This window comes from Enterobacter sp. RHBSTW-00975 (assembly GCF_013615235.1).
In the GTDB taxonomy this organism is placed as follows: Bacteria; Pseudomonadota; Gammaproteobacteria; order Enterobacterales; family Enterobacteriaceae; genus Enterobacter; species Enterobacter ludwigii.
Genome location: NZ_CP055883.1, coordinates 3,984,019 through 4,008,959, shown reverse-complemented (window position 1 = coordinate 4,008,959; position 24,941 = coordinate 3,984,019). Strand labels below are relative to the sequence as shown.

Annotated in this window: 19 protein-coding genes and 1 pseudogene; 13 read left to right on the top strand and 7 right to left on the bottom strand. The window is 54.1% G+C overall.

Features of this window, described 5'->3' with window-relative positions; genetic code table 11:
- Window positions 1-4 precede the first annotated feature (4 nt).
- Both HV340_RS19255 and HV340_RS19250 read left to right on the top strand, forming a co-directional pair.
- Window positions 5-955: an iron-siderophore ABC transporter substrate-binding protein gene (locus tag HV340_RS19255; protein ID WP_063925635.1), complete on the top strand. Its 951-nt coding sequence runs from the start codon at window positions 5-7 to the stop codon at window positions 953-955.
- Window positions 952-1,839 carry a MurR/RpiR family transcriptional regulator gene (locus HV340_RS19250; protein WP_014171632.1) on the top strand — a complete coding sequence of 296 codons (888 nt, stop codon included), beginning with the start codon at window positions 952-954 and terminating at the stop codon, window positions 1,837-1,839. The genes HV340_RS19255 and HV340_RS19250 overlap by 4 nt, the downstream gene beginning before the upstream one ends.
- A gap of 5 nt (window positions 1,840-1,844) precedes the next feature.
- On the opposite strand, the gene HV340_RS19245 is transcribed toward HV340_RS19250, so the two are convergent.
- Window positions 1,845-2,684 (bottom strand): AraC family transcriptional regulator, encoded by an 840-nt coding sequence (locus tag HV340_RS19245; protein WP_020883647.1) that lies wholly within the window; start codon window positions 2,682-2,684, stop codon window positions 1,845-1,847.
- A gap of 166 nt (window positions 2,685-2,850) precedes the next feature.
- Here HV340_RS19245 and HV340_RS19240 point away from each other — a divergent pair, with 166 nt between their 5' ends.
- Genes HV340_RS19240 through HV340_RS19230 form a run of 3 tightly spaced genes read left to right on the top strand, consistent with a single transcriptional unit; the run spans window position 2,851 to window position 7,178 of the window.
- Window positions 2,851-4,665 (top strand): DUF2264 domain-containing protein, encoded by a 1,815-nt coding sequence (locus HV340_RS19240; protein WP_181216178.1) that lies wholly within the window; start codon window positions 2,851-2,853, stop codon window positions 4,663-4,665.
- Between the two features lie 32 nt (window positions 4,666-4,697).
- A complete protein-coding gene (locus tag HV340_RS19235; protein WP_025203155.1) occupies window positions 4,698-5,963 on the top strand; it encodes an oligosaccharide MFS transporter in 1,266 nt (421 codons plus the stop codon).
- 27 nt (window positions 5,964-5,990) lie between these two features.
- Complete coding sequence (locus HV340_RS19230; RefSeq protein WP_032680288.1) at window positions 5,991-7,178, top strand: glycoside hydrolase family 88 protein; 1,188 nt, start codon at window positions 5,991-5,993, stop codon at window positions 7,176-7,178.
- 58 nt (window positions 7,179-7,236) lie between these two features.
- Here HV340_RS19230 and HV340_RS19225 read toward each other — a convergent pair whose 3' ends face one another.
- From HV340_RS19225 to qseB, 4 genes are all read right to left on the bottom strand, one after another.
- Window positions 7,237-7,551 carry a putative quinol monooxygenase gene (locus tag HV340_RS19225; protein WP_014171627.1) on the bottom strand — a complete coding sequence of 105 codons (315 nt, stop codon included), beginning with the start codon at window positions 7,549-7,551 and terminating at the stop codon, window positions 7,237-7,239.
- A 30-nt stretch (window positions 7,552-7,581) separates the two neighbouring features.
- Window positions 7,582-8,163 carry an NAD(P)H-dependent oxidoreductase gene (locus tag HV340_RS19220; protein ID WP_014171626.1) on the bottom strand — a complete coding sequence of 194 codons (582 nt, stop codon included), beginning with the start codon at window positions 8,161-8,163 and terminating at the stop codon, window positions 7,582-7,584.
- A gap of 105 nt (window positions 8,164-8,268) precedes the next feature.
- Window positions 8,269-9,618, bottom strand: coding sequence for a quorum sensing histidine kinase QseC (gene qseC / locus HV340_RS19215; RefSeq protein WP_121339833.1), 1,350 nt, complete (start codon window positions 9,616-9,618; stop codon window positions 8,269-8,271).
- Window positions 9,615-10,274, bottom strand: a complete 660-nt coding sequence (qseB, locus tag HV340_RS19210; RefSeq protein WP_040018828.1) for a quorum sensing response regulator transcription factor QseB — start codon at window positions 10,272-10,274, stop codon at window positions 9,615-9,617. The genes qseC and qseB overlap by 4 nt, the downstream gene beginning before the upstream one ends.
- A gap of 138 nt (window positions 10,275-10,412) precedes the next feature.
- Between qseB and HV340_RS19205 the strand changes: the two genes are divergently transcribed.
- The 4 genes from HV340_RS19205 (at window position 10,413) to ftsP (ending at window position 15,565) form a co-directional block, all read left to right on the top strand.
- The gene (locus tag HV340_RS19205; RefSeq protein WP_020883653.1) at window positions 10,413-10,814 is read left to right on the top strand and encodes a NirD/YgiW/YdeI family stress tolerance protein; all 402 of its coding nucleotides are present in this window, start codon (window positions 10,413-10,415) and stop codon (window positions 10,812-10,814) included.
- A gap of 118 nt (window positions 10,815-10,932) precedes the next feature.
- A complete protein-coding gene (parC, locus tag HV340_RS19200; RefSeq protein ID WP_063925592.1) occupies window positions 10,933-13,191 on the top strand; it encodes a DNA topoisomerase IV subunit A in 2,259 nt (752 codons plus the stop codon).
- A 164-nt stretch (window positions 13,192-13,355) separates the two neighbouring features.
- The gene (plsC, locus tag HV340_RS19195) at window positions 13,356-14,093 is read left to right on the top strand and encodes a 1-acylglycerol-3-phosphate O-acyltransferase (protein WP_020883654.1); all 738 of its coding nucleotides are present in this window, start codon (window positions 13,356-13,358) and stop codon (window positions 14,091-14,093) included.
- A gap of 59 nt (window positions 14,094-14,152) precedes the next feature.
- Window positions 14,153-15,565 carry a cell division protein FtsP gene (gene ftsP, locus HV340_RS19190; RefSeq protein ID WP_020883655.1) on the top strand — a complete coding sequence of 471 codons (1,413 nt, stop codon included), beginning with the start codon at window positions 14,153-14,155 and terminating at the stop codon, window positions 15,563-15,565.
- Between the two features lie 33 nt (window positions 15,566-15,598).
- On the opposite strand, the gene HV340_RS19185 is transcribed toward ftsP, so the two are convergent.
- Complete coding sequence (locus HV340_RS19185; RefSeq protein WP_059306216.1) at window positions 15,599-17,074, bottom strand: TrkH family potassium uptake protein; 1,476 nt, start codon at window positions 17,072-17,074, stop codon at window positions 15,599-15,601.
- A 200-nt stretch (window positions 17,075-17,274) separates the two neighbouring features.
- Between HV340_RS19185 and HV340_RS19180 the strand changes: the two are divergent.
- Window positions 17,275-18,450, top strand: a pseudogene (locus HV340_RS19180) (YgiQ family radical SAM protein); the annotation flags it as partial.
- A 135-nt stretch (window positions 18,451-18,585) separates the two neighbouring features.
- Here HV340_RS19180 and HV340_RS19175 read toward each other — a convergent pair.
- On the bottom strand, window positions 18,586-19,221 hold the full coding sequence (locus tag HV340_RS19175) for a hypothetical protein (protein ID WP_023279901.1): 636 nt from the start codon (window positions 19,219-19,221) through the stop codon (window positions 18,586-18,588).
- 613 nt (window positions 19,222-19,834) lie between these two features.
- Between HV340_RS19175 and HV340_RS19170 the strand changes: the two genes are divergently transcribed.
- Genes HV340_RS19170 through HV340_RS19160 form a run of 3 tightly spaced genes read left to right on the top strand, consistent with a single transcriptional unit; the run spans window position 19,835 to window position 24,940 of the window.
- Window positions 19,835-21,082 (top strand): site-specific integrase, encoded by a 1,248-nt coding sequence (locus tag HV340_RS19170; protein ID WP_007897923.1) that lies wholly within the window; start codon window positions 19,835-19,837, stop codon window positions 21,080-21,082.
- Entirely contained in the window at window positions 21,069-22,835 is a 1,767-nt protein-coding gene (locus HV340_RS19165; protein ID WP_007897920.1) for a hypothetical protein, read from the top strand. Before HV340_RS19170 ends, HV340_RS19165 begins: the two co-directional genes overlap by 14 nt.
- Window positions 22,823-24,940 (top strand): hypothetical protein, encoded by a 2,118-nt coding sequence (locus HV340_RS19160; protein ID WP_017384059.1) that lies wholly within the window; start codon window positions 22,823-22,825, stop codon window positions 24,938-24,940. Before HV340_RS19165 ends, HV340_RS19160 begins: the two co-directional genes overlap by 13 nt.
- Window position 24,941 lies beyond the last annotated feature (1 nt).

The following is a 24,941-nucleotide window of genomic DNA, read 5'->3' as shown; positions in this document are numbered from 1 at the left end:
GATGATGCGTATACTTTTTTCGATGTTGTTGCTGGTGGGGTTTACCGTGAGTGCGGCGGAGCCGACGCAGACGTTTACCGACGATCTGAACCGCAAGGTGACTGTGCCCCTTCACCCGAAGCGGATTGTCTCGCTGCACGATCTGGATATCACCATTCCGCTGATTGAGCTCGGCGTGCCGCCAGTGGCAAGCCACGGGCGCACGCGGCCGGACGGTAGCCATTTTCTGCGCGCCAGCGGCATGCTGACGGGCGTTGATTTTGATAACGCCGACATCAAATTTATCGGCTCCGCGGATATCGACATCGAGGCCATCGCCGCTGCAAAGCCGGATTTGATCATCACCGAACCGACCCGTAACACGCCGGTTGAACAGCTGGAGAAAATTGCCCCGACGGTGAGTATCGATCATCTCGATGGCGGCGCGCCGGAGATCTACCGCAAGCTGGCACAGCTCACGGGCACCGAAGCCCGGTTGAAGATCCTTGAACATCGCTATCAGGAGCAGATTAACGCCCTGAAAGCGACCATCGACACCCGCAACATCACCGTGTCGGTGATACAGGCCAACCAGGGCAAAATCAACGCCATGCACAGCTACCACTCGCTGGGGCGCGTGCTGCGTGACGCAGGATTCACATTCCCGCCGCTGATTGAGTCCATCCCTGACGGCGGTCGAATTGACGTCAGCGCCGAGCGTCTGCCCGAGCTGGATGCAGATTTTGTCTTTGCCACCTGGCGCGGGGATACCGGCGGCAAACCGCAGGATGAGCTGGCAGCGATGGATGCCGTGATGCCTGGCTGGTGTCAGTTCCTCAATGCCTGTCGCACCGGCCACTACATACTGATCTCCCGTGAAGAGGCCATCTCGAACTCCTTTGCCTCCTTAGGCCTGATGGCCGCCCAGGTGCAGTCGCAGATTGCCGGCCGACCGCTGCCGGAGGCGTCACAGTGATCAGAAAAGACAAAGCCCGGGTTGATGTCTATGGCGACCGCTTTCGCTCGCGGGGGCACCAGCTCACGCCGCGCCTGCTGCAGGTTGCGCGTTACATCAATGAAAACCGCGAAGCGGTGATGGAGCAGACGGCGATGGAGATTGCCGCGTTGCTGAAAACCTCGGACGCTACGGTGGTACGCGCCATTCAGGCTCTTGGCTTTGCCGGGCTGCGTGACCTGAAGCAGACTCTGGAGCAGTGGTTTGGGCCGGTGGTCTCCTCCAGCGAAAAAATGTCCACCACGGTGAATACGCTCACCAGCGACGTGAACGCGAGCATCGATTTTGTGCTGGAAGGGCATCAGCATACCTGTGACGTGCTATCCGAGCCGCACAACCGCTACGCAATGGCGCAGGCGGTGTCGTTGCTGGCGCAGGCACGTCAGGTCGCGATCTTTGGGATTGGGGCTTCCGGCATTCTGGCCGAGTACACTTCCCGGCTGTTCAGCCGTATCGGCCTGCCCGCTATTGCACTCAACCGCACCGGCATTGGTCTGGCAGAGCAATTGATTGCCTTACAGCGCGGCGACGTGCTGGTGATGATGGCGCAAAAATCGGCCCACCGGGAAGGACAAACCACGCTGCGTGAAGCGAAACGGCTGGGTATTCCCACGATATTGCTGACCAATGCTACGGACTCGCGCTTCAGCAAAGAGGCCAGCGTGGTGATCCACGTTCCGCGCGGCGGTGAAAAGGGAAAAATTCCGCTCCACGGCACGGTGCTGCTGTGTCTGGAGATGATTATTTTATCTGTAGCGTCAACGGAGCCCCAGCGCACCATCAGGTCGATGAAGCGCATTAACGAATTTCATCGCGGGTTAAAACCGGGCAAGAAGAGCGGGTGAGGGGTTCACGCCGCGCCATGATTTTTCCGGTACTGCAGCGGCGTCTCACCAATCCCTTTTTTAAAGGCGCTGATAAACCACGTCACGTCGGAAAATCCCACCCGCGCGGCAATCTCACGCACGCTGGCATCACTGTGCAGCAAGTACTCGCAGGCTTTTCGCAGCCGTAGCGTATTCAGATAGTCGTGGATCTTCTCGCCTGTTTCCGCATGGAATTTTCGCGATACATAGCTGCGTGATTTTCCCAGCTCAGCCGCCAGCGCATCCAGGCGAAATTTCTCCCGATAGTGCTCATCCAGCCAGAACATCACCTGGCTTGCCACCCCCTGACTGCTCCCCGGCGCACCGTCGTTATCATCCGGCAGCATGGCAAACAGGCTAATCAACAGCCCGGCAATGTTTTCGCTGTTCAGCGGCGGCTGATAACAGCCAAGAAGATAATCGATATGCTTCTGGCAATGCGCCAGGTCAGCGACCCAGGCCTCGCCGCCACGACGAGACAGCTTCTGTAGACGCTGCTGAGCCTGCGGAAAATCACGCAGGGTTTTCAGTACGGCATGCTGGTCGAGATGAATAATGGTGCGCCTGTAAAGGGCTTCTGCCTTCTCGTCCACCATCACCTTATGCAGGGTAAACGGTGGGAAGAAAAACAGCCGCCCGGGGCGCATGGTGTAATGACGGTTATCGACAATCGCCACGCCAAAGCCCTCTTCCACATAGAGAATTTCCAGACACTGATGCCAGTGGTGATAGCGCACCGTATTGGCGAACAGGCGGCTAAACGACACCACGGTGTCATTTAAGGTAATCAGCTCCAGATGATCGGATGTTGGCGTGTCGCGCATAGTGCAATAAAACTCAACTTTTTCCCGTCAGAATCTCTTTATAAACCACCTTTTTAAATTTTCTTAACTGCGGGTTTATTCATCGCTCTTACCTGTGACATGGCTAACATTTCTGCCCCGTGTGGATTCACTATGCTTTGCCGCAGTTGATTACGAGGGTGAGCGTATGTGGGCAGCAAATAAAGAAAAATCAAATCCGTTGTCTTCACGCCAGGATATCGTGGCGTCACTGAATACTCTGTTGAGTGCGCTGGATAAGGCGTTTGCGCCGGGCAGTTCACGATTTTCGCTGGGCGAAACCTGTGCGCATTACAGCACGGATATCGCGCAGATGGAGGGACTCTCACGTGCGCTATGGGGGCTGTTTCCGCTGCTGGCATCCGGTGATGCCAGCCCCTTTTGCGAAAAATACCTTACCGCGATCAAACTCGGCACCGATCCGCACAGTGACGGTTACTGGGGCGAAACCGGCCCCTACGATCAGCGTCTGGTCGAAATGGCGGCCTACGGTCTGGGGCTTGCCCTGCTGGGGGATAAACTCACCGCGCACTTTACCGGGCGCGAGGTCATAAACCTGCACGCATGGCTCAACCAGATCGCCCATGCGCAAATGCCGGACAGCAACTGGAACTACTTTGCCATTATGGTGCAGCTCGGTTTTAAGCGCGCTGGCCTGCCGTATGACCAGACGGCGATTGACCGACGGTTTGCGATGATGGAGGCCTATTACCTGGGCGATGGCTGGTATTCCGACGGGCCGGGGCGGCCGAAAGACTATTACATCTCGATGGCATTCCATTTCTACGGCCTGATTTACGCCACCCTGAGTGGTGACGAGGAGAGGACGCAGGTGCTGCGAGCGCGTTCGCGCCTGTTCGCCGAAGACTTTATCTATTGGTCAGCCGCCGACGGTGCCTCGGTACCGTTTGGTCGCAGCCTGACCTATCGCTTTGCAATGGTCGCCTTCTGGAGTGCCGTCGCCTTTTCCGGTCTGGAGGTGTTCACGCCGGGGATTGTGAAGGGCATCGTGCTGCGCCATCTGCGCTGGTGGCAGCAACAGCCCATCACCGATCGGGACGGCATTCTGACCCTCGGTTTTGCTTATCCGAACCTGGCGATGTGTGAGGACTATAACGCCCCCGGCTCGCCATACTGGGCGCTGAAAACTTACCTGATTCTGGCGATGCCGGAGGACCATCCGTTCTGGCAGGCTGAAGAGCAGCCGCTGCCCGCGCTTGCGGAAAAACGCGTCATCCCGCATGCACAGCAGATCCTGATGCATGCCGGTCAGTCGCAGCACGTCACCCTGCTTACCGCCGGGCAGCTTGAGCTGAATAACTACGTGAATACGGAAGCCAAATACACCAAATTTGCCTACTCCAGCCGCTTTGGTTTCACGATTGAGCGCGGACGGTTTGGCCTGAAACATGCCGCCTGCGACTCCATGCTGCTACTGGCTGACGGGGATAACTATTTCCGCGGGCGCCGCGAATGTGAAGCGGTGCGGATCACTGAAGATTATCTCTACTCACGCTGGTCTCCGTGGCATGACGTTCATATCGAAACCTGGCAAGTGCCGTTTGGTGAGTGGCACCTGCGCCTGCACCGTATCAACAGCGCCCGTCGACTGAATACGGCGGAGGGCGGTTTTGCGGTGATGAACACCGAACCGCAGATCCGTGAGAACGGATGCTGGCTTGTCGCCGGTAATGGCACCAGCGTGCTGGTCGATCTCTCTCCGGTGATTAACCGTGAACCGGACAGCATCATCACACCGCCGAACAGCAGCATCATGTTCCCGGAATGCGCTGCCATTCCGCTGTTGAAAACCACGCTTGCGCAGGGGGAGAGCTGGCTCTGTTGTGCCGCCGTCGCCGGCGAAAGCCAGCCGGTTATGGCAGTCCCACAACTGAATATTAGCGAGAACCGGGTTGTTATCCGCGAGCCCGGCGGTGAGCGACAGCTGTCGTTCTCATTATAAAAACTCTGACCCTACACGTCGGCGAGGATGATATGAAAAAGACCGCTACAACAAACAGAACTGAATATTACAAAATCAGCAGTTTTATATTTCTCTATTTCTTTACCTGGTCTGCCAGTATTGGCCTGCTGGCTATCTGGTTAGGCCAGAAAGCGAACCTCAGTGGTTCGGTGATTGGTACCGTATTTGCGGTGAACGGTATTTTCTCCGTCATTCTGAAGCCCATTTATGGCTATATTCTCGATAAGATCGGCATGAGCAAATACCTGCTCTATTTTGTGGTGGCAATGTCTGCCCTGATGGCGCCGTTCTTTATTTATGTTTATCAGCCGCTGTTAATGTCCAACACGCTGCTGGGGATTATTATTGGCGCACTCTATTTAAGCTTTGCCTGGTATGCGGGCGTGGCGGCGTGCGAATCCTATTCTGACCGGTTTAGCCGTTTAAACGGCATGGAGTTTGGTCAGATCCGGATGTGGGGCTCCCTTGGCTGGGCAGTGGCGTCCTCCTTCTCCGGCCTGCTGTTTAATCTCTCGCCAGCGTATAACTTTATTATGGGCAGCGTGGCATCGGTGGTGATGCTGATTGTCCTGTTGAGCCTGAAAGTGAATACTAACTCCGCACATGCCGGCGAAGTGCTGACGAAAGAGAAAATTGCCCCGTCAGACGTTTACGCGCTCCTGCGTAACCGTAAATTCTGGGCCTTCTGTCTGTACGTGGCCGGTGTGGCGTGGATGATGTTTATCGCCGAGCAGCAGTTTTCGCGCTATTTCGTGACCTTCTTTGATGATATTCACCAGGGCAATGCGGTGTTTGGTTATCTGGGGACCGTGCAGTCGGGAATGGAGTTTGTCATGTATATGGTGATCCCGCTGCTGGTGAACGCTATTGGTGCCAAACGTGGGCTGTTAATTGTCGGGCTGGTGGTCGGTGCGCGTCTGATTATTTCCGGTCTGTGTGATTCACATCTGTTAATTTCCATTCTTAAGCCGCTGTACGGTCTGGAAATTTGTCTGCTGCTGGTCTCCGTCTTTAAATATATTGCCGAACATTTCGATAAGCGCGTTAACGCCACCATGTATTTGCTGGGATATCAGGCGATGCTGTACGTCGGCAATGTCGTGGTCTCGTCGCCTGCCGGCTATATGTATGACCGCATTGGTTTCGAGAACACCTATATCATCATGGGCGCCACGGCGCTGATCTTCACGTTTATTTCTGCCTTTACGTTATCTGCCTGCCAGAGTAAATGGCGCGGCCCCCGCGCGCTGAACGTAGCAGAACCCTCATCACGATAATTAAGCCGTCAAAGAAGGAACCGAAATATGTTAAGTCGTATCGCAGAGGAACGCCTGCCCGCTATCCCCGTGCCCGTTGATTCGCGCGTATTCCGCGATGAACTGAGTTCAGCGCGCGACCATGTCCTCGCGCTGATTAGCCGCCATTTAACGGCGTTTGGTGAGCAGTTCCCGGCGGAAACCTGCCAGCAGGGTTTTTATCCGCTGACCGACAACGTGGAGTGGACCACCAGCTTCTGGACCGGGCAGCTGTGGCTGGCGTGGGAGATGAGCGGCGAAGCGAAATTCCGCGCGATGGCGGAAAAACATGTGCGCTCGTTTGGACTGCGTATCGCCGGGCGCCACGACACAAATACCCATGATCTGGGCTTTTTGTATACGCTCTCCTGCGTGGCGGCCTGGCGACTGACCGGTAACCGTGAGGCGCGTGGCTTCTCGCTGCTGGCGGCAGAGGCGCTGCTGGAGCGCTTCCACGAGAAGGCAAAAATTATTCAGGCGTGGGGCGATCTGGCTGACCCGGAACAGGCCGGGCGGATGATTATCGACTGCAATATGAACCTGCCGCTGCTCTACTGGGCGAGCGAACAGACGGGCGATCCGCGCTTTGCCGATGCTGCTAAAGCACACGTGATGCAGGCAGCGAGGTACCTTATCCGTGAAGATGCCTCAACGTTCCACACCTACTATATGGATGTGCACACCGGCGCGCCGCGCTACGGCAATACTCAGCAAGGCTATGCCGATGACTCCTGCTGGTCACGCGGGCAGGCGTGGGGAATTTACGGCTTCCTGTTGAGCTACATCTATACCGGTGATGCGACGATGATTGCCCTGTCGAAACGGCTGGCGAACTACTTCCTCAACCGTCTGCCGGAAGATTACGTCTGCCACTGGGACCTGGCGCTGGTCGGCACGGATGCGCTACGCGACGCATCCTCGGCGGCGATTGCGGTATGTGGCCTGCTGGAGCTGGTGAAGCATCTGCCGGTGACCGACCCGGATCGCGAGCAGTATTCTGAATGGGCAAAAGGAATGATGTCGTCACTGACGAAACACTACCTGATGGGCAAAGATGAGAAGGGAACTGGGCTGCTGAAGCACTCCGTTTATCATCTGGCAAGCAATAAAGGCGTGGACGAGTGCGCGAGCTGGGGGGACTACTTCTACGTGGAGGCGCTGGTCAGGTTTACCCAAAGCTGGAAGTTGTACTGGTAATATGCCTCCCTGACCCTCTCCCGAAAGGGGGAGGGCAGGAATCAGGAACTGGGTAAACTTACACCCCTTGCTCCAGAATGCGGATATGCGTTTCCAGCACATCGCCCTTCACCGCGTCGCTCCACGCTTTCATGTGCGCGGTCTGCAGGTGGGCTTCAAGATGGGCCACGGTTTCCCACTGCTCAATCATAATGATCGAGTCTGGGGCCGTAGCCTGGAAGCTGGCGGTGGTGGTGGCGTCGACCATCGGCGCGTAGCCGTGGCAGCCTTCTTCCTTCAGTACAGTGGGGATAATTTTCACGAACTCATCCAGCACCGCCTGGCGGTGATGTTGGCCTGGACGAGTACGGATTTCAGCAATAACAGTAAGCATGGTTAACTCCTTCTAATTCCAGGTTACCAGTTAAGCAAAAATTTCCGCGAGATGCTTGCGATATTCTGCGATATAGCGCGGGACGTCAGGCATTTTGATGACGTCGTTCACGATAAAGGTTGGCAGCGGCGTCATTCCGAGGAACTGGTTAGCTTTGTGGAACGGCAGATACGCACCGTCAACGCCCACCCCTTCAAAGAACTGATCTTTTTCGGTGAACGCTTCCAGCGGTGCGTTCCAGGTCAGGGACAGCATATATTTTTTGCCCTGAATCAGGCCGCCAGAACCGTATTTTTTGGATGCGTCGGAGCGGGTGCGACCGTCGCTGGCGTACAGTGCGCCATGGCCTTCGGTGAAGACATCATCCATGTATTTTTTCACGGTCCAGGGGGCGCCCATCCACCAGCCAGGCATCTGCCAGATAATCACGTCAGCCCACAGGAAGTTCTGCACTTCCGCGTTGACATCGTAATCGCTGTCCGCGCGCACGACCTTAACATCATGCCCGGCGTCGCGCAGAAAACCGTCCGCGACCTCGGTCAGGGTGTCATTCAGTTGGCCTTTAGAGTGCGCAAATTCTTTTGCACCGTTGATAATCAGAATGTTGCTCATGAGGTGTCCTCGAAGATGAAAGTATGGCGAGGATTCTACGCGCGCGAGCGATGCGGTTAAATGAGCAAAATGTGCAAAGTCTTTTGCATTAAACGCAATAATCCCTTACCAGCTGACCTTCACTTCGAAGCCGCCTTCTGCCGCATTGCCCAGCGCGACGCGCATACCATGCAGGGCGGCAATGCGCCTGACGATAGATAACCCCAGGCCGCTACCCGTTGCATCCTGTCCCGGTGGGCGATAAAAACGCTCGCCAATACGCGCCAGCGCATCGGTGGAAACGCCGGGGCCGGTATCACGCACGGTAAAACGCCGGCTATCCAGCGTGACGTCCACCACGCTGCCATGCGGACTATAACGCACGGCGTTGTCCAGCAGGTTACGCACCAGCAGGCTCAGCAGCAGCGGCTGGCCCTGACGTGTGACCTGTGGGGCATGAATGTTCAGACGAATATCAATCCCGGCCTGCTGTGCCGGATGCCAGATATCCAGCACCGCCGACTGCAGGAGATCGGCCATCACGATCGGTTCGATATCGTCGAGGTTATCCAGCGAGTCCAGACGCGACAGCGTAAGGAGCTGATCCACCAGCCGGGATGCGCGATCGATACCCGCATGCAGCTGCGCCAGCGCTTTTTGCTGCGCCTGCGGATCGTCCTGATACAGTTGCGCCACGTCGGTTTGCACCTTCAGGGCCGCGAGAGGGCTGCGTAGCTCGTGCGCGGCATCTGAGGTAAAACGACGCTCGCGGGTCATCATCTCCTGGGTTCGCGTGAACAGATGGTTCAGCGAGTCGAGCAGCGGGCGCACCTCAGTGGGAACCCCCTGAGTCGGGAGCGCGTCGGTGGCATCCGGTGAGCGGGAGCGCAGGGTCTGCGCCAGTTTTTTTAACGGTTTCAGTTCCCGGCTCAGCAAAACGATCAGCAACAACAGCATCAGGGGCAGCGCCACCAGCCACGGGGTCAACTGGGAGCTGACCACATCTACCGCCATCTCCTGGCGATACTCCCACTCCTGGCCGACCACCACGCGGTACTTCCCGTCGGGTGAGGTGAGCCATAAAAAACGCCACTCGTCGTTGTCGCCCTGTAACCGGCCATTATCAAACCCGTCGCGGCGATAATGGTACGGAATGTCCCGCCCGTTTTCGCCGTCATTTAACATCATCTTGCCGTCGGTGGCGTAGATGGCGAAGGCCAGCGCGTCGTCATCCAGACGACCATGCTTCGCTTTTTTGGGGATCTCACGCATCCGTTCGGGGGCCCGGATCTCATCCAGATCCATGGTCAACAGCCGTTTGGCAAACAGCATCTGCTGCGTATCGAACAGCTTATCCAGCGTGTGGGTGGTCTGCTGCCAGGCGACCAGGCTTGCGGCAAACCACGCCGTCAGCGACAGCACTAAAAAGAGGAGCGTCAGGCGCAGCTTCAGGCTCAGGCGTTGGGTCAGTTTCATGCGTCACCCAGGGTATAGCCGATGCCGTGCACGGTGCGGATAAATTCGCTGCCCAGTTTACGACGAAGATGGTGGACGTGGACTTCAACGGCGTTGCTGGAGACGTCGTCGTCCCAGGTGTAGAGCTTTTCCTCGATCAGCTTGCGCGGCAGCACGCGGCCCGCGTTACGCATCAGCAGCTCCAGCAGGGCGAACTCTTTCGGCTTGAGCGTCAGCGTTTCGCCGTCCAGCGTGGCCACGAGACTGGTGGGATCGAGCGTGACCTTTCCGTGGTGCAACTCGCTGCGGGTCTGGCCGTGGCTTCGGCGCACCAGCGCCTCAAGGCGGGCGGCCACTTCGATCAGTGCAAAGGGCTTGCACAGGTAATCATCCGCCCCCAGACGCAGCCCTTCGACACGCTGGTTCAACGCATCCCGCGCCGTCAGAATCAATACCGGCTCGCGGCGTCCGCTTTCGCGCCAGGCGCGCAGAATCTCCAGTCCGTCGATTTCCGGCAGCGTCAGATCCAGCACTACGGCATCATACGGAGCGGAATGAAGCGCGGTCTGGCCGGTTTTTCCGTCGGTGAACCAGTCCACGCTAAAGCCCATTTTGCTTAAACCCGCCTTGATGCCATCGCCGATTAGCTTGTCGTCTTCAACCAGTAAAATGCGCATGTTCCCTCCTTGATAACGTCAGTAAACCCTCTGCATCAGCCTGCTGTACAGTAATAATAAATAAATTTTTCCCTTAAGAAGTTGTTAAGGTTTACCCTGTTAAATGGACTGCGAAACCACATTAAAGGGAGAGTTAATATGAAAAAATTCGCTGCGATTGCCGCCATCATGATGATGACCACTGCCCCTGTTTTTGCTGCACAGGGCGGATTTAACGGCCCCTCTGCCGCACAAACCCAGGCCCAGACGCAGGCGGGCGGTTTTGTCGATAATGACGCGAACCTCACCACCGCGGTGAAAGTGAAGGACATGAAGGACGACAGCTGGGTGAAGCTGCGCGGGAACATCACTCAGCGCCTGTCTGATGACCGCTACACCTTCCGCGATGAGACCGGTACGGTTAACGTGGAGATTGACCACAAGCGCTGGAACGGCGTGACCGTAACCCCGCAGGATAAGGTGGAAATTCAGGGTAAAGTCGATAAAGAGTGGAACGATTTTGAAATCGACGTGAAGCAGGTTATCAAACTGAACAAATAACCCCGAAAGGGCCGCGGATGCGGCCCTTTTTCTTTGTGACTCAACACGCCAGATAAGGTAGTATCTGCGGCAATATTGCCTGAAACCTTTCGGTTTCTGAGTTGAGGAATCACACATAATGAGCGATATGGCAGAGCGCCTCGCGCTACATGAATTCACGGAAAACGCCTACCTGAACTACTCCATGTACGTCATCATGGACAGGGCGTTGCCGTTTATCGGGGATGGCCTGAAGCCCGTTCAGCGCCGCATCGTCTATGCGATGTCCGAGCTGGGGCTGAATGCGACCGCCAAGTTCAAAAAATCCGCCCGTACCGTCGGTGACGTACTGGGTAAATACCATCCGCACGGCGACAGCGCCTGTTATGAAGCGATGGTGCTGATGGCACAGCCGTTCTCTTACCGTTATCCGCTGGTGGATGGTCAGGGGAACTGGGGGGCGCCGGACGATCCGAAATCCTTCGCAGCGATGCGTTATACCGAATCCCGTCTCTCCCGCTACGCTGAAGTGCTGCTGGGCGAGCTGGGTCAGGGAACCGTGGACTGGGTGCCAAACTTCGACGGTACGATGCAGGAGCCGAAAATGCTGCCTGCGCGTCTGCCGAACATCCTGCTGAACGGCACTACCGGTATCGCGGTGGGTATGGCGACGGACATTCCGCCGCACAACCTGCGTGAAGTGGCGAAAGCCGCCATCACCCTGATTGAACAGCCGAAGACCACGCTGGACGATCTGCTGGATATCGTGCAGGGGCCGGACTACCCGACCGAGGCCGAAATCATCACCTCGCGCGCGGAAATCCGCAAAATCTACCAGAACGGCCGCGGCTCCGTGCGCATGCGTGCGGTGTGGACCAAAGAGGACGGCGCAGTGGTCATCACCGCGCTGCCGCACCAGGTCTCCGGCGCGAAAGTGCTGGAACAGATTGCCTCCCAGATGCGCAATAAAAAGCTGCCGATGGTGGATGACCTGCGCGACGAATCCGACCACGAGAACCCGACGCGTCTGGTGATCGTGCCGCGTTCCAACCGCGTGGACATGGAGCAGGTGATGAACCACCTGTTTGCCACCACCGATCTGGAAAAAAGCTACCGCATCAACCTGAACATGATCGGCCTTGACGGTCGTCCGGCAGTGAAAAACCTGCTGGAGATCCTGAGCGAATGGCTGACGTTCCGCCGCGATACCGTTCGCCGCCGTCTGAACTATCGACTGGAAAAAGTGCTTAAACGCCTGCACATCCTTGAAGGTTTGCTGGTGGCGTTCCTCAATATCGACGAAGTTATTGAGATAATCCGTTCCGAGGACGAGCCGAAGCCGGCGCTGATGTCGCGCTTTGGCATCAGTGAAACCCAGGCCGAAGCAATCCTTGAGCTGAAACTGCGTCATCTCGCCAAACTCGAAGAGATGAAGATCCGCGGTGAGCAGAACGAACTGGAAAAAGAGCGCGATCAGCTGCAGGCGATCCTCGCGTCCGAACGCAAGATGAACAACCTGCTCAAGAAAGAGCTGCAGGCTGACGCCAATGCATTCGGTGACGACCGTCGTTCTCCGCTGCATGAGCGCGAAGAAGCGAAGGCGATGAATGAGCACGACATGCAGCCATCAGAACCGGTCACCATTGTGCTGTCTCAGAGCGGCTGGGTGCGCAGTGCTAAAGGTCACGATATCGACGCGCCAGGGTTGAGCTACAAGGCGGGCGATAGCTTTAAAGCGGCCGTGAAAGGTAAGAGCAACCAGCCGGTCGCCTTTATCGACTCGACGGGGCGCAGCTACGCCATCGACCCGATCACGCTGCCATCTGCCCGCGGACAGGGCGAACCGCTTACCGGTAAGCTGACGCTGCCGCCGGGTGCGACGGTTGACCATATGCTGATGGAAGCCGATGACCAGAAACTGCTGCTGGCGTCTGACGCGGGGTACGGCTTTATCTGTACCTTTAACGATCTTGTTTCCCGCAACCGTGCCGGTAAGGCGCTGATCAGCCTGCCTGACAACGCGCATGTGATGCCGCCGCTGGTGGTGGAAAACGACAGCGATATGCTGCTGGCGATCACTGCCGCCGGACGTATGCTGATGTTCCCGGTCAGCGACCTGCCGGAATTGTCAAAAGGCAAGGGCAACAAGATCATCAGCATCCCGTCAGCGGAAGCGGCGAAAGGGGTAGATGGTCTGGCGCACCTCTTTATTCTGCCGCCGCAGAGCACGCTGACCATTCATGTCGGCAAACGTAAAATCAAGCTTCGTCCGGAAGAGTTGCAGAAAGTGGTGGGCGAGCGCGGTCGACGTGGCTCGCTGATGCGCGGCCTGCAGCGTATTGACCGCGTGGAGATTGACTCTCCTGCGCGCAGTACCGCGGGCGACAGCGAAGAGTAACGCCGTTATCTCCCCCTCTGTTCCGGAGGGGGAATTTCAATAAAATTTCCCGTAAAATCGTTGTTAATTCGTGCGTTGCGATTAACAATACGCGCTCGTAATAAAGTCCTTACCTGGCCACAGGTGAAGTATAATTGTCAGCTGTCAGGGCTTCAGAGGTCGCTATGCTATTCATTGTTCGTTTAATTCTTACCATTATTTACTGCATTCTGGTCTGTATTTTCGGCTCTATTTATTGCCTGTTCAGTCCGCGCAATCCGAAACATGTCGCCACCTTCGGCCATATGTTCGGCCGCCTTGCGCCGCTGTTTGGCCTGAAGGTTGAAAAACGCCTGCCGGAAGGGGCTGAGAACTTCGGTAACGCCATCTTTATCGCTAACCATCAGAACAACTACGATATGGTGACGGCCTCCAACATTGTTCTGCCACCGACCGTGACCGTGGGCAAAAAGAGCCTGCTGTGGATCCCTTTTTTCGGCCAGCTGTACTGGCTGACCGGTAACCTGCTGATTGACCGTAACAACCGCGCGAAAGCGCACAGCACTATTGCTGAAGTGGTTAATCACTTCAAAAAGCGCAGGATCTCAATATGGATGTTCCCGGAAGGGACGCGCAGCCGTGGCCGTGGCCTGCTGCCGTTCAAAACCGGTGCGTTTCATGCTGCAATTGCGGCAGGTGTTCCAATTATTCCTGTGTGTGTTTCCAATACTTCTAATAAGATTAATCTTAACCGCCTGAATAACGGGCTGGTGATTGTCGAAATGCTGCCGCCGGTGGATACCAGCAAATACGGTAAAGATCAGGTTCGCGAGCTGGCAGCACACTGCCGTGAACTGATGGCTCAGCATATTGCGCTGCTCGACAAAGAAGTCGCAGAGAGAGAAGCCGCCGGTAAGAAGTAAGCCGGCGTTAAAAGGGAAAACGAATTCCCGCGTTGTTAGTCGTTTCAGATGGAGCTTATATGTCATTCAGTCGGCGTCAGTTTATTCAGGCTTCCGGGATCGCCCTTTGTGCGGGTGCGCTGCCGCTGACAGCCAACGCCGCCGGGCAGCAACAGCCGCTGCCCATTCCGCCGTTAATAGAATCCCGTCGCGGGCAGCCGCTTTTCCTGACGCTACAGCGCAGCCACTGGTCCTTTACCCAGGGGACGCGTGCGCCGGTGTGGGGCATTAACGGGCGTTACCTTGGGCCGACCATACGCGTGTGGAATGGCGATGACGTTAAGCTGATCTACAGTAACCGTACGACAGAAAATGTCGCCATGACCATCAGTGGTTTACAGGTGCCTGGCCCGCTGCTTGGCGGCGCGGCACGCATGATGTCGCCTAACGCTGACTGGGCGCCCGTTCTGCCGATTCGTCAGAGCGCGGCGACGCTCTGGTATCATGCCAATACCCCTAACCGCACGGCCCAGCAGGTGTATAACGGCCTGGCCGGCATGTGGCTGGTGGAAGATGAAATCAGTAAATCCCTGCCAATCCCGAACCACTATGGCGTGGATGATTTTCCGGTCATTATTCAGGACAAACGGCTGGATAATTTCGGCACGCCGGAATACAGTGAGCCGGGCAGCGGTGGCTTCGTTGGCGATACGCTGCTGGTTAACGGCGCGCAAAGTCCGTATGTCGAAGTGTCGCGCGGATGGGTACGTCTGCGTCTGCTGAATGCTTCTAACTCGCGCCGCTACCAGCTGCAAATGAGCGATGGCCGCGCGCTACACGTCATCTCCGGCGACCAGGGCTTTTTACCGGCCCCGGTTTCCGTGAAGCAGCTGGCGCTGTCGCCAGGCGAACGCCGCGAAATCCTTATTGATATGACCAACGGTGATGAGGTGTCGATCACCTGTGGCGAAGCGGCCAGCATTGTGGACCGCATTCGCGGTTTCTTTGAGCCGTCGAGTATCCTGGTCTCCACCCTGGTGCTGACCCTGCGTCCTACCGGCCTGCTGCCGCTGGTGACCGACAGCCTGCCGATGCGCCTGCTACCGCAGGAGATCATGAGCGGTTCGCCGGTGCGCAGCCGCGATATCAGCCTGGGCGACGATCCGGGGATCAACGGCACGCTGTGGGACGTTAACCGTATCGATATTACCGCGCAGCAGGGTACCTGGGAGCGCTGGACGGTTCGCTCGGACATGCCGCAGTCGTTCCATATCGAAGGGGTGAGTTTCCTGATCCGCAACGTCAATGGCGCGATGCCGTTCCCCGAAGACAGGGGCTGGAAGGATACCGTCTGGGTGGATGGGCAGGTCGAACTGCTGGTCTACTATGGACAGCCTTCGTGGCCGCACTTCCCGTTCCTGTTCCACAGCCAGACGCTGGAGATGATGGACAGGGGATCCGTCGGCCAGATGCTGGTCAACCCGGCACCCTAAACCACGATACGATTCCCGGTTCGCCGGGAATGTTTATGCCCGCCAGAAAAAGCGTGAGCACAGGATCAGTACCGGATAAATTTCCAGACGCCCCATAATCATCGCCGCACACATCAACAGCTTGGCCTCGTCTTTTAACGTCCCGAAGGTTGATGCCGTTTCGCCGAACCCCAGCCCCATATTGTTAATGCAGGCCGCAACGGTGGCAAATGACGTGAACAGATCGTATCCCAGCAGGTTCAGCGCCCAGACGAAAAAGCCCGTTATCATCACGTAGAGAAAAAAGAAACTCCACACCGAGCGCAGAACGCGTTCATTCACGACGCTTTTGCCGACCTTAATACTCAGCAGCGCGCGCGGATGCGCGAGTTGATTCATCTCCTGAATACACTGCTTAAACATGATGAGAAAACGCAGCGCTTTGATCCCGCCGCAGGTAGAGCCGACGCAGCCGCCAAAAAAGCTGGCGCTCAGCAGCAGGAAAATGGTGTGGGGAGGCCAGTGAGCGTAATCGGCCGTCGAAAGACCGTTGTCGGTCATCATGGAGCTGGCCAGAAAGAAGGCATGTACCAGGCTGTCGGTACCGTTGTACATCCCCGCGTGCCACACCTGCCAGGCGGTGATGGCGATAATGACGGTGGCGGCACCGAGAAAGAATTTCACCTCCGGGCTGCGCCGAATCGGTTTCAGCGTGCGGCGCGCGATGACGACATACCAGAGGGTAAAGTTAAACGCGGAAAGCAGTGAAAAAGCCCCGGCGACAAGCTCAATCGCGTGGCTGTCGTAAAACCCGATGCTCTCACTTCGGGTTGAAAACCCACCCAATGAGACGGTGGAAAGCCCGTGACAGACGGCGTCAAAAAAGGGCATGCCCGCCAGCCAGTACGCCAGCGTGCAGACCAGTCCCAGCGCCAGATAGGTTACCCACAGCGTACGCGCGGTATCGGCGAGTCGGGGCGTCAGGCGCTCCTCCTTAAACGGCCCAGGCATTTCCGACTGATACAGCTTCATGCCACCGATACCGAGCAGCGGCAGGACCGCGACGGCCAGTACGATGACCCCTAATCCGCCAATGAAATTGAGCTGAGCGCGGTAATAAAGGTACGACTTCGGCAGGGCACTGACGTCTCCAATCACCGTCGCCCCGGTGGTGGTGATCCCTGATACCCCTTCAAAGAGCGCATCGGAAAAGGAGAGTTGCAGACCGTCATCCATCCATAACGGCATGGCGCTAATCAATGAAAACAGCAGCCAGAACAGAACGATAATCACGAAACCGTCACGGGTGCGCAGCTGTATACCGGAATGACGTGTTGCCCGCCAGGTAAGTCCGCCAAGGGTAAAAAAGGTCAAAAAGTTGGTTAAAAAAGCAAAGTAGGTTCGCTCTTTATTCAGCAGGGCGATAACCATCGGCGGCAGCATGGACAGGCTGTACAGAAGAACCAGAAAACCGCAGAGGTGAAGCACAACCCGCAGCTGGGACACATGTAACGAATCGTTGAACTTCACAAAGAAACTCCGTGCCAGAATGCATCCCGGTAACTGATTACCGCAAGATATAGTGGATATTATGATCCAAAATTAACAGTGCGCTGTATTTTAACGGCTTCCAGGATTTTCTGTTTACTTCTTGCATCCTTTTCTTCAAATCCGGCGGACTAACAGCGTATAATCCCGCTCCTTTTGTCTATTTTTTCTTCGGAAGCACTATGAGCGCAATTTCCCTGATCCAGCCGGATCGTGACCTCTTCTCCTGGCCCCAGTACTGGGCGGCCTGCTTTGGACCGGCACCGTTCCTGCCGATGTCCCGGGAAGAGATGGACCAACTGGGCTGGGACAGCTGCGATATCATTCTGGTGACGGGCGATGCCTACGTCGACCACCCGAGCTTTGGCATGGCTATCTGTGGCCGTATGCTTGAAGCGCAGGGCTTCCGTGTGGGGATCATCGCCCAGCCTGACTGGAACAGCAAAGACGACTTTATGCGTCTGGGGAAACCCAACCTGTTCTTCGGCGTGACCGCAGGCAACATGGACTCGATGATCAACCGCTATACCGCCGACCGTAAGCTGCGTCATGACGATGCCTACACGCCGGATAACGTCGCGGGTAAACGTCCTGACCGTGCGACGCTGGTCTACACCCAACGCTGCAAAGAAGCCTGGAAAGACGTGCCGGTTATCCTGGGCGGCATCGAGGCGAGTCTGCGCCGTACCGCGCACTACGACTACTGGTCAGACACCGTGCGCCGTTCGGTGCTGGTGGATTCCAAAGCCGATATGCTGATTTACGGTAACGGTGAACGTCCGCTGGTGGAAGTGGCGCACCGTCTCTCACAGGGTGAGCCGGTGAGCAGCATCCGCGACGTGCGCAACACCGCGATCATGGTGAAAGAGGCGCTGCCGGGCTGGAGCGGGGTGGATTCCCGTATCATTGATATGCCGGGTAAAATCGACCCGATCCCGCACCCGTACGGCGACGATCTGCCGTGTGCGGATAACAAACCGGTAGAGCCAAAGAAAGCCGAAACGAAAGCTATCGTTGTTCAGCCGCCGCGCCCGAAACCGTGGGAAAAAACCTACGTGCTGCTGCCTTCCTTTGAGAAGGTCAAAGCCGATAAAGTGCTCTACGCGCATGCGTCCCGTATTCTGCACCACGAAACCAACCCGGGCTGCGCGCGTGCGCTGATGCAAAAGCACGGCGAGCGCTTTATCTGGATCAACCCGCCGGCCATCCCGCTTTCCACCGAAGAGATGGACAGCGTCTTCGCGCTGCCGTACAAACGCGTGCCGCATCCGGCATACGGCGAGCGCCGAATCCCGGCGTATGAGATGATCCGTTTCTCAATAAACATCATGCGCGGCTGCTTCGGCGGCTGCTCCTTTACTCTTGTTTTTATGTATTTAGAGTTAAACTCTACTTTTCTATTTTTAGAATTCAAGCTATTCATCGTAATTGAGAGATATCCTTTTAATGTTCAGCAAGCCTGTTAAAAGCACTTTATCTGAACCGCGTTTTGCCTAAATCCTGCTCAATATATACTCTCCCTGAGTTCTGAAATCCTCAAATTCCCCAATCTTAAAGCATTGATACATAGATGATGTCAGATAATGCGCAATCATCTCACCGCCAATATGGATCCGTTCCGGGTGTGAGTATGTCGCCTGTATAGCCCTTTGTTCATTCATCATTACAGGAATTGTCTGCAACAAATCCCCATCCAGGATTTGGCACTCAGGTTTTACTCCTGTTCCGTATTGTAATTGCTCTGATTCGAAATCATGGACTGAGCGATAGGCGAACGAAACGATATTTCCTGTTTCCTCGCAAATTGCGAACTGATAAACACTGGTTGTCACCGTTGAAGAAGAGGGAATTGCATGGTCATGCTTGTATTGTTTCCACAGCCTCCTTAGACAGGCCGATGTATGATAATTGAGATTTTGTATACCTGATACGACCATTCTGGTTGATGCTTCAAGCAACCAGGTGTTAGAAAATCCACCTGCCCCCGTACCTGCTATGATGGTTCTTAGCTGGGGGATGTAACCTGCTTTGGAAACAAAAGATAACGGCTCCCCATTATCGGTGACGGCAAGGGTATCTGTTACAATCAGTGCTTGTGCTTCGTCTGTATAAAATATCAGTGATGACATATTTTCCTCATCCAGAAAAGACATTACATGAATCACAGAACAGGTCACTACAACCACGTGAAAGGGAGTCAGACCATTTTCCAGAGGTAAATATATTCTTGTGTTTGGACGCGTTGCGGTTCTCTGTAAAAAATATATAGCACAAACAAAAGTCCCCGCAGGGATAAATATAGTTATATGCGCTTTTTCTGCTGGCTTTTACAATTGAAAGTGACAGGTAAACGAAATGTGTTACAGGTTTCTTTTGCTTTTCGTTGGGTTCTGTATATGCGAATTTACCCTGTGTGTTATTTTTGCAATGGACTCAGGCTGTATTCAATCAATTAAGGTTTACTTCTGGCATTAAGATGTATCCGTTGCCTGTTTTTTAAGGGCACGGTTTGTGCCGGGAAATGAAAATCACATCTTAAGTTCTTCACTCAAAGGATTTGTGATGTTTATCACGTATGGTCCGGGTAACGTGTTGAGGTCAATGTATTGCATCGTGATGGTGTCGTTACATCTTTTACTTTCCTCCTGATTTGCATATTCACTCCCGGCAACCTGGTTGTTTGTTTTTTCTTCTTCCGGATTTATAGTGTAGGCATGAGGTGGCGTTTCAGGGCGACAGACTGTGAGGATAATCACTAACATTCATGCGCGTTATGGGCGTGTCAGCAAACTGGATGCAACAGAGCCGAAACTGAAATTTGAACCCGGATTTCTGTATGCTGAAATACCTTATATTAGCGGCATCCAGAATCGAAAACTGAGCCGATATGTACACTTTTATCTTATGGATAAAGCTATCCTGCAGGCCAGGGATTTAAAGCCTTTAGCCCGGGCATTTTTACGCTGGATAAGGTGGCTGGAGGATAACGGACTTGACCCTTTCACCCCGGGAACGTTGAAATACCAAAGCCCTACATATGGCTTCAGGGAGTATCTTCTGGGGGCCGTAAGGCAGGGGCGCATCGCCTCATCCACCGCGGCGGTGTACATCAGCGTTATCCGACGGTTTTACGTATTTCTGGGCAAGTGTGGTGAGCTGGCTGCCAGCTCATTTTTTACGTTGGTCGAAAAAGTCGTTGACGGGCGACGCAAGGTGATAAGTTCGGATCTTGCCATCAGGATAACCAGCACAACAAAAAGGACAATCAACCCACTGAATGATGCAGAGGTTCATATCCTGGATGAGGCACTGAAATCTGAGTCCGGGTTGTTCAGTTTAATGATTGTGCTGATGAAAAATTGTGGGTTACGGCTGGATGAAATGCTGACCCTGCCGTCGTCACTCTTTACTGAAGAGTACCTTGCCAGTGTCCCTGTATCTGAGTTGACCATCAGGGGGCTTCATATTGGTCCGAGATGCGGAGTTCATACGAAGTTTGGGATGACGCGAGAACTCTTCATCACCAGACGATTGTACGAGCAGGTTCTGGATTATCTGGCGGATGAGGAGTATGAAAAGAAGATCCAAAAATGGCGTGCACGACAGGGTGGGGAAGGGCGGCACGAGCCTTTATTTTTAATGGCAAACGGGAAACGGATGTCTGAAAAAGCCTTTTACTCCCGCTGGTACAGTTTTCGCCATCGCCTGGCCCGGTCTGCTCCGGGAAATGTGTTCAGACATAAACCCCATGATTTGCGGGCAACGTTTGCGACCCATTTTTTACGCTCGGCACTGAGTTGCTATCCCGATCAGGCCGCAAATGCGCTGGGTACAGTAAAATACTGGATGGGCCATAAAAGCGAAAATACGACGATGAAATACATCGTCTTTCTTCAGCAAAACCAGATTTCTGATGCAGTCGCCGGGGTCATGGACGCATTGATTGACGGTGCTGCAGGTCGCGATGGAGCCATATATGAGCCGGAGTGAAACGCAGATAACGTGGATGGCCGAAAATGTGCTGTCATGGGAGACGGTCAGCGGACACATCACTCAGCGGGATCTGAACCGATATTATTTACTTGACGTTTATCTTCAGGCTCATTTTTCAGATTATGTGTTGCTCCCCGGATGGTTTAGTGAACATTCGCATCTTGCCCGCCCTGAAAAACGCGATTTTATTGCCTCTCTGAAACGATTTCTTCTGTCTTACCGTCCCGCCGGAAGGTTAACCATTTTCCGTTATCTCAATATGTTTTTTATATGGCAGTCAGTCAATCAGTATGACTATGGCACGGCTGAAGGCGTTGAAATGTATATTAAACATCTCATGAACGATATTCGTCGGCGAAAAATTTCAGTCAGGATGGCAAGACACTACTTGTCCGTGGTCAACCGGTTTTTGCTTACGGGCGGGCAGATTCAGAGGCGGTATGAATATGAATTCTTACCGAAAGGAACGTATCAGCAGCAGGGAAGGGATAGCTATACCAGGAATGAACTTTCCGAGATCCTGAGGCAGTTGTCATCCATGAATGAGTTCCTTGCGGGATGTATCCGGGAGCATATCGCTAAATCGGAAAAAGGGGTGCGGCATTTCTCACCGTCTTTGCTGGCACCTGTTTATGAAGCGTATTTCCGGTATCCGGGAGAGAACGGGGTCAGCAGGGCAGAGATCATCATCAGGGACGTTCTGGAAAATTACTTTCTTACTTCTTTTTTTCTGTTCTGTTACCACACATGGGGAAACACCTCTCAGGTTCTGGGTCTGACGCGGGATGATATACATCTGGATGAAAAGGGTATCAGCACTGATTATGTTTATAAGGGGAGAGCGAATAAGTATATACGTCTGACGATAGGTAAATCGGAGTATGTGACCAAACGTGCGGGCTATTACTGGTTTCTGTCTTTTATCAGGCTCAGGGACGACATCGTTAACTATCTGGTTTCCGCAGATAACTTCCCTCCGGTACAGGCGCTGTTTCTGAGTGAGCCGCAGGTGAAATTCCGTAAGCTTTATTCTCTTAATCCCAGTCATCTGACTAAATTTTCTAACTCTGAGGGGGCGTGGGCCACGATGCGGCAGCTTAATCCCTCGCTTCCATCAATTACCGTTTCTGGCTTGCGCAAAACGTCTGAGCAGTATACGGACAGAACATTAAAGAATGGTCTGATTACGGCGGAAAAAGCACAGCATAACTGGGGCACTTACAGGCGGAATTATGCTGCAGGTAACCCACAGGGGGCGAAGGAAAACTTCAGTGCTGCACTTGATACGCTTATGAATCAGGGGATTGCGACACGTGCGTTATCCGAGCGGGTAAAAGTTGCTGATGAGCTGGGGATCGATCTGCGTGGAAGCGATGAGGGTGTGGATCTTTTATTGAATGGCCTGGGATGTCGATCGCAGGAGCCGCCTACAGATATTGAATTGCGCTTTATAAAAAAGCAAAAACGATTTGGCCGGACACCAAAGGCTTGTGCGGATTTTTCTCATTGTGTCGAATGTTCAAAAAGTTGCGTTGTGGAAACGCTGGAGTCTGTATGGCTCCTGCTGTCATTCAGGCATGCTATCGAGTATGGAAAACCGTTGTACATCGGTTCGGTCAATGCTGTGGAGCGTTATGAAACGTTACTCCTGAAGATTGATTTACGGCTTGGGCTGGTAGATGAGGCGACCCTGAAAAAAGCGCGCGTTAAACTTCAGCGAGAAGGTGTGGCTCCGGTATGGCAGATTTGAAGAAAAAAGAGGTAAGCCGTAGTCGAATGGCGGAGTTTCCTGCCGGAACGCCGCTTCGTTCAGGGGATGAGTTTCCGACTGAGGATATCATCTGTGAGGCACTAGAAAACAAAAGCTTTGAACGTCTGAATAACTGCCTGGTTATCGCCAGCTCAGATGAACATGATATGCGTTTTATCAATGAGGAGACGCTGAATATTTATTTCAGGGATGATGTCTGGACCAATCGCTATGTCAGAACCCATATTGGTGAAACGTTAAGAACCGTTAATTTTTCAGGCATACGGGATCCTGAACTGCGTCTTGAAGCCAAAATCATCTCAGCCAGCCTGCTCTGGATTGTCGGCAGGACCGCGAAGACGCAGTCCCTGATCCGGAAATGTGCAAACATTGTGGCGGGAGCCCGTATTATTGAGTCTATGGGGTATCGCAGTCTGTTTCAGCTTCGTTTTCCGCTTGTCCGGAATGCTTTCATTGTAAAGATGAAGGAGGAGGATGAGCACGGCAGGAAGCGTTCTGAAAGAACATTACGTAATTACTTTATGGACCTGGCGGATATCTCGCTGACAGGTCATACCCGTCTTCGAAAATACGGTTACTTTCCTGATATTAGCTTCGACAGTTACAACAGTGTGGATGATTCAAACCAGACATATTGTATGCCTTTCAGTCTTATGATGTCTGTCTGGGAAGGGCTGATTACTGAACTGGATGCTGAAATCAGTGATTTCGATTTTGACGGGTTTTCCCGGCTGTGCGCTATCATAAACGGTTTTTATGATTCGCCTTACTATACGTCGATGCTGGAAGCCCGTAAAAGAGGGACAGCAAAAAGCATACCGGATTACCGGGCCGCGTATTACTACAATATTGTTGCCGGGGAAATTCGGGCGCTTTTCGCGACACTTGGCCCCGGGATGCAGGGCTGGTTCTCGGTACATAAAAATAAGCGCTGGAGATCTGATTTTATTGGCGTTGATCACATAAAGCTGAACACCTGGCATTTTGAGCTGACGTTAAAAGTCATGAATGTGATACAGGCCATGTCGGGGATGAGACACAGCGAAGTGCTTGGCGTGATGCACGGTTCACTGATTTATGATGGTGATATCCTGGGACTTCGTTCGGTGTTGCATAAGTTCGCCCCGGAAGGTGGAAGTCACGAAGACTGGGTTGTTTGTCGCTATGTGGAAAAGCCTTTTCAGCATTTACGCAGAATTAATCAAATCATGACAGGCCTGGACGGGAAGACGCTGGACAATGTTCCATTGTCTTTAAATATCAGGTCGTGGTTCTCGGAGCAAAAACTCTCTTTTATGGGGACGCAGCGCCAGACTGAGTGGGCAAAGAAATTTGTGAAAAGACACCATCTGTTCATCCGACGTGACCATATTGATGAGTTCAGGCTTTTAAATCCAAACATACGTGATGATGAACGCGTTGCGATGGAGATTCGGGAGGGGGCTTTCTGGCCATTGCGAACCCATCAGTTTCGCCGTTCACTTGCTGTACACCTCAGGCGTCTTGATCTGATTTCTACTAATGATCTTATCCGGCAGTTTAAGCACTTAATCAGAGGCATGACGGAGTGGTATATGTCCGGTGCACTCAACGCTTCGCATTTTAGCCGGGCGATCCCTCAGGCATTCGCTGCCGAGATTGAGAGGGTTGATACCGAACTCTCAGCTTCCAGGGCTGTTTCTTATCAGCATGAAGGCCTGCTTTATGGCGAAGGCGGGAAGTTACTGATGTCCCAGAGAGGTGGGCACTTACATCAGATGACGTTTCCTACACTGAAAAAAGCGATGAGCATGGCTAAACGAGGCGGGCAAAAACTGGTATCTCTTGGAAACGGTTTTTATTGCATGAATGGCCATGACTGCGAGTTTAAGGCGGTTGTTCAGTCAGCGTCCTGCAATCCGGGATGTGAGAACATGCTGGCCGGAGCTGATTCTGTTCCCGTGTGGAAACGCAGGATGGCTCATTATGACAACCTTCTGGAGATTGCCGTGCGAAATAATGCTCCTCAGGCTGACAGGGATTTTCTGATGCTTGAGAGAGATTTTTATGCAGATGCTGTCCGTTTTTTTGAAAAGGATGAATAGA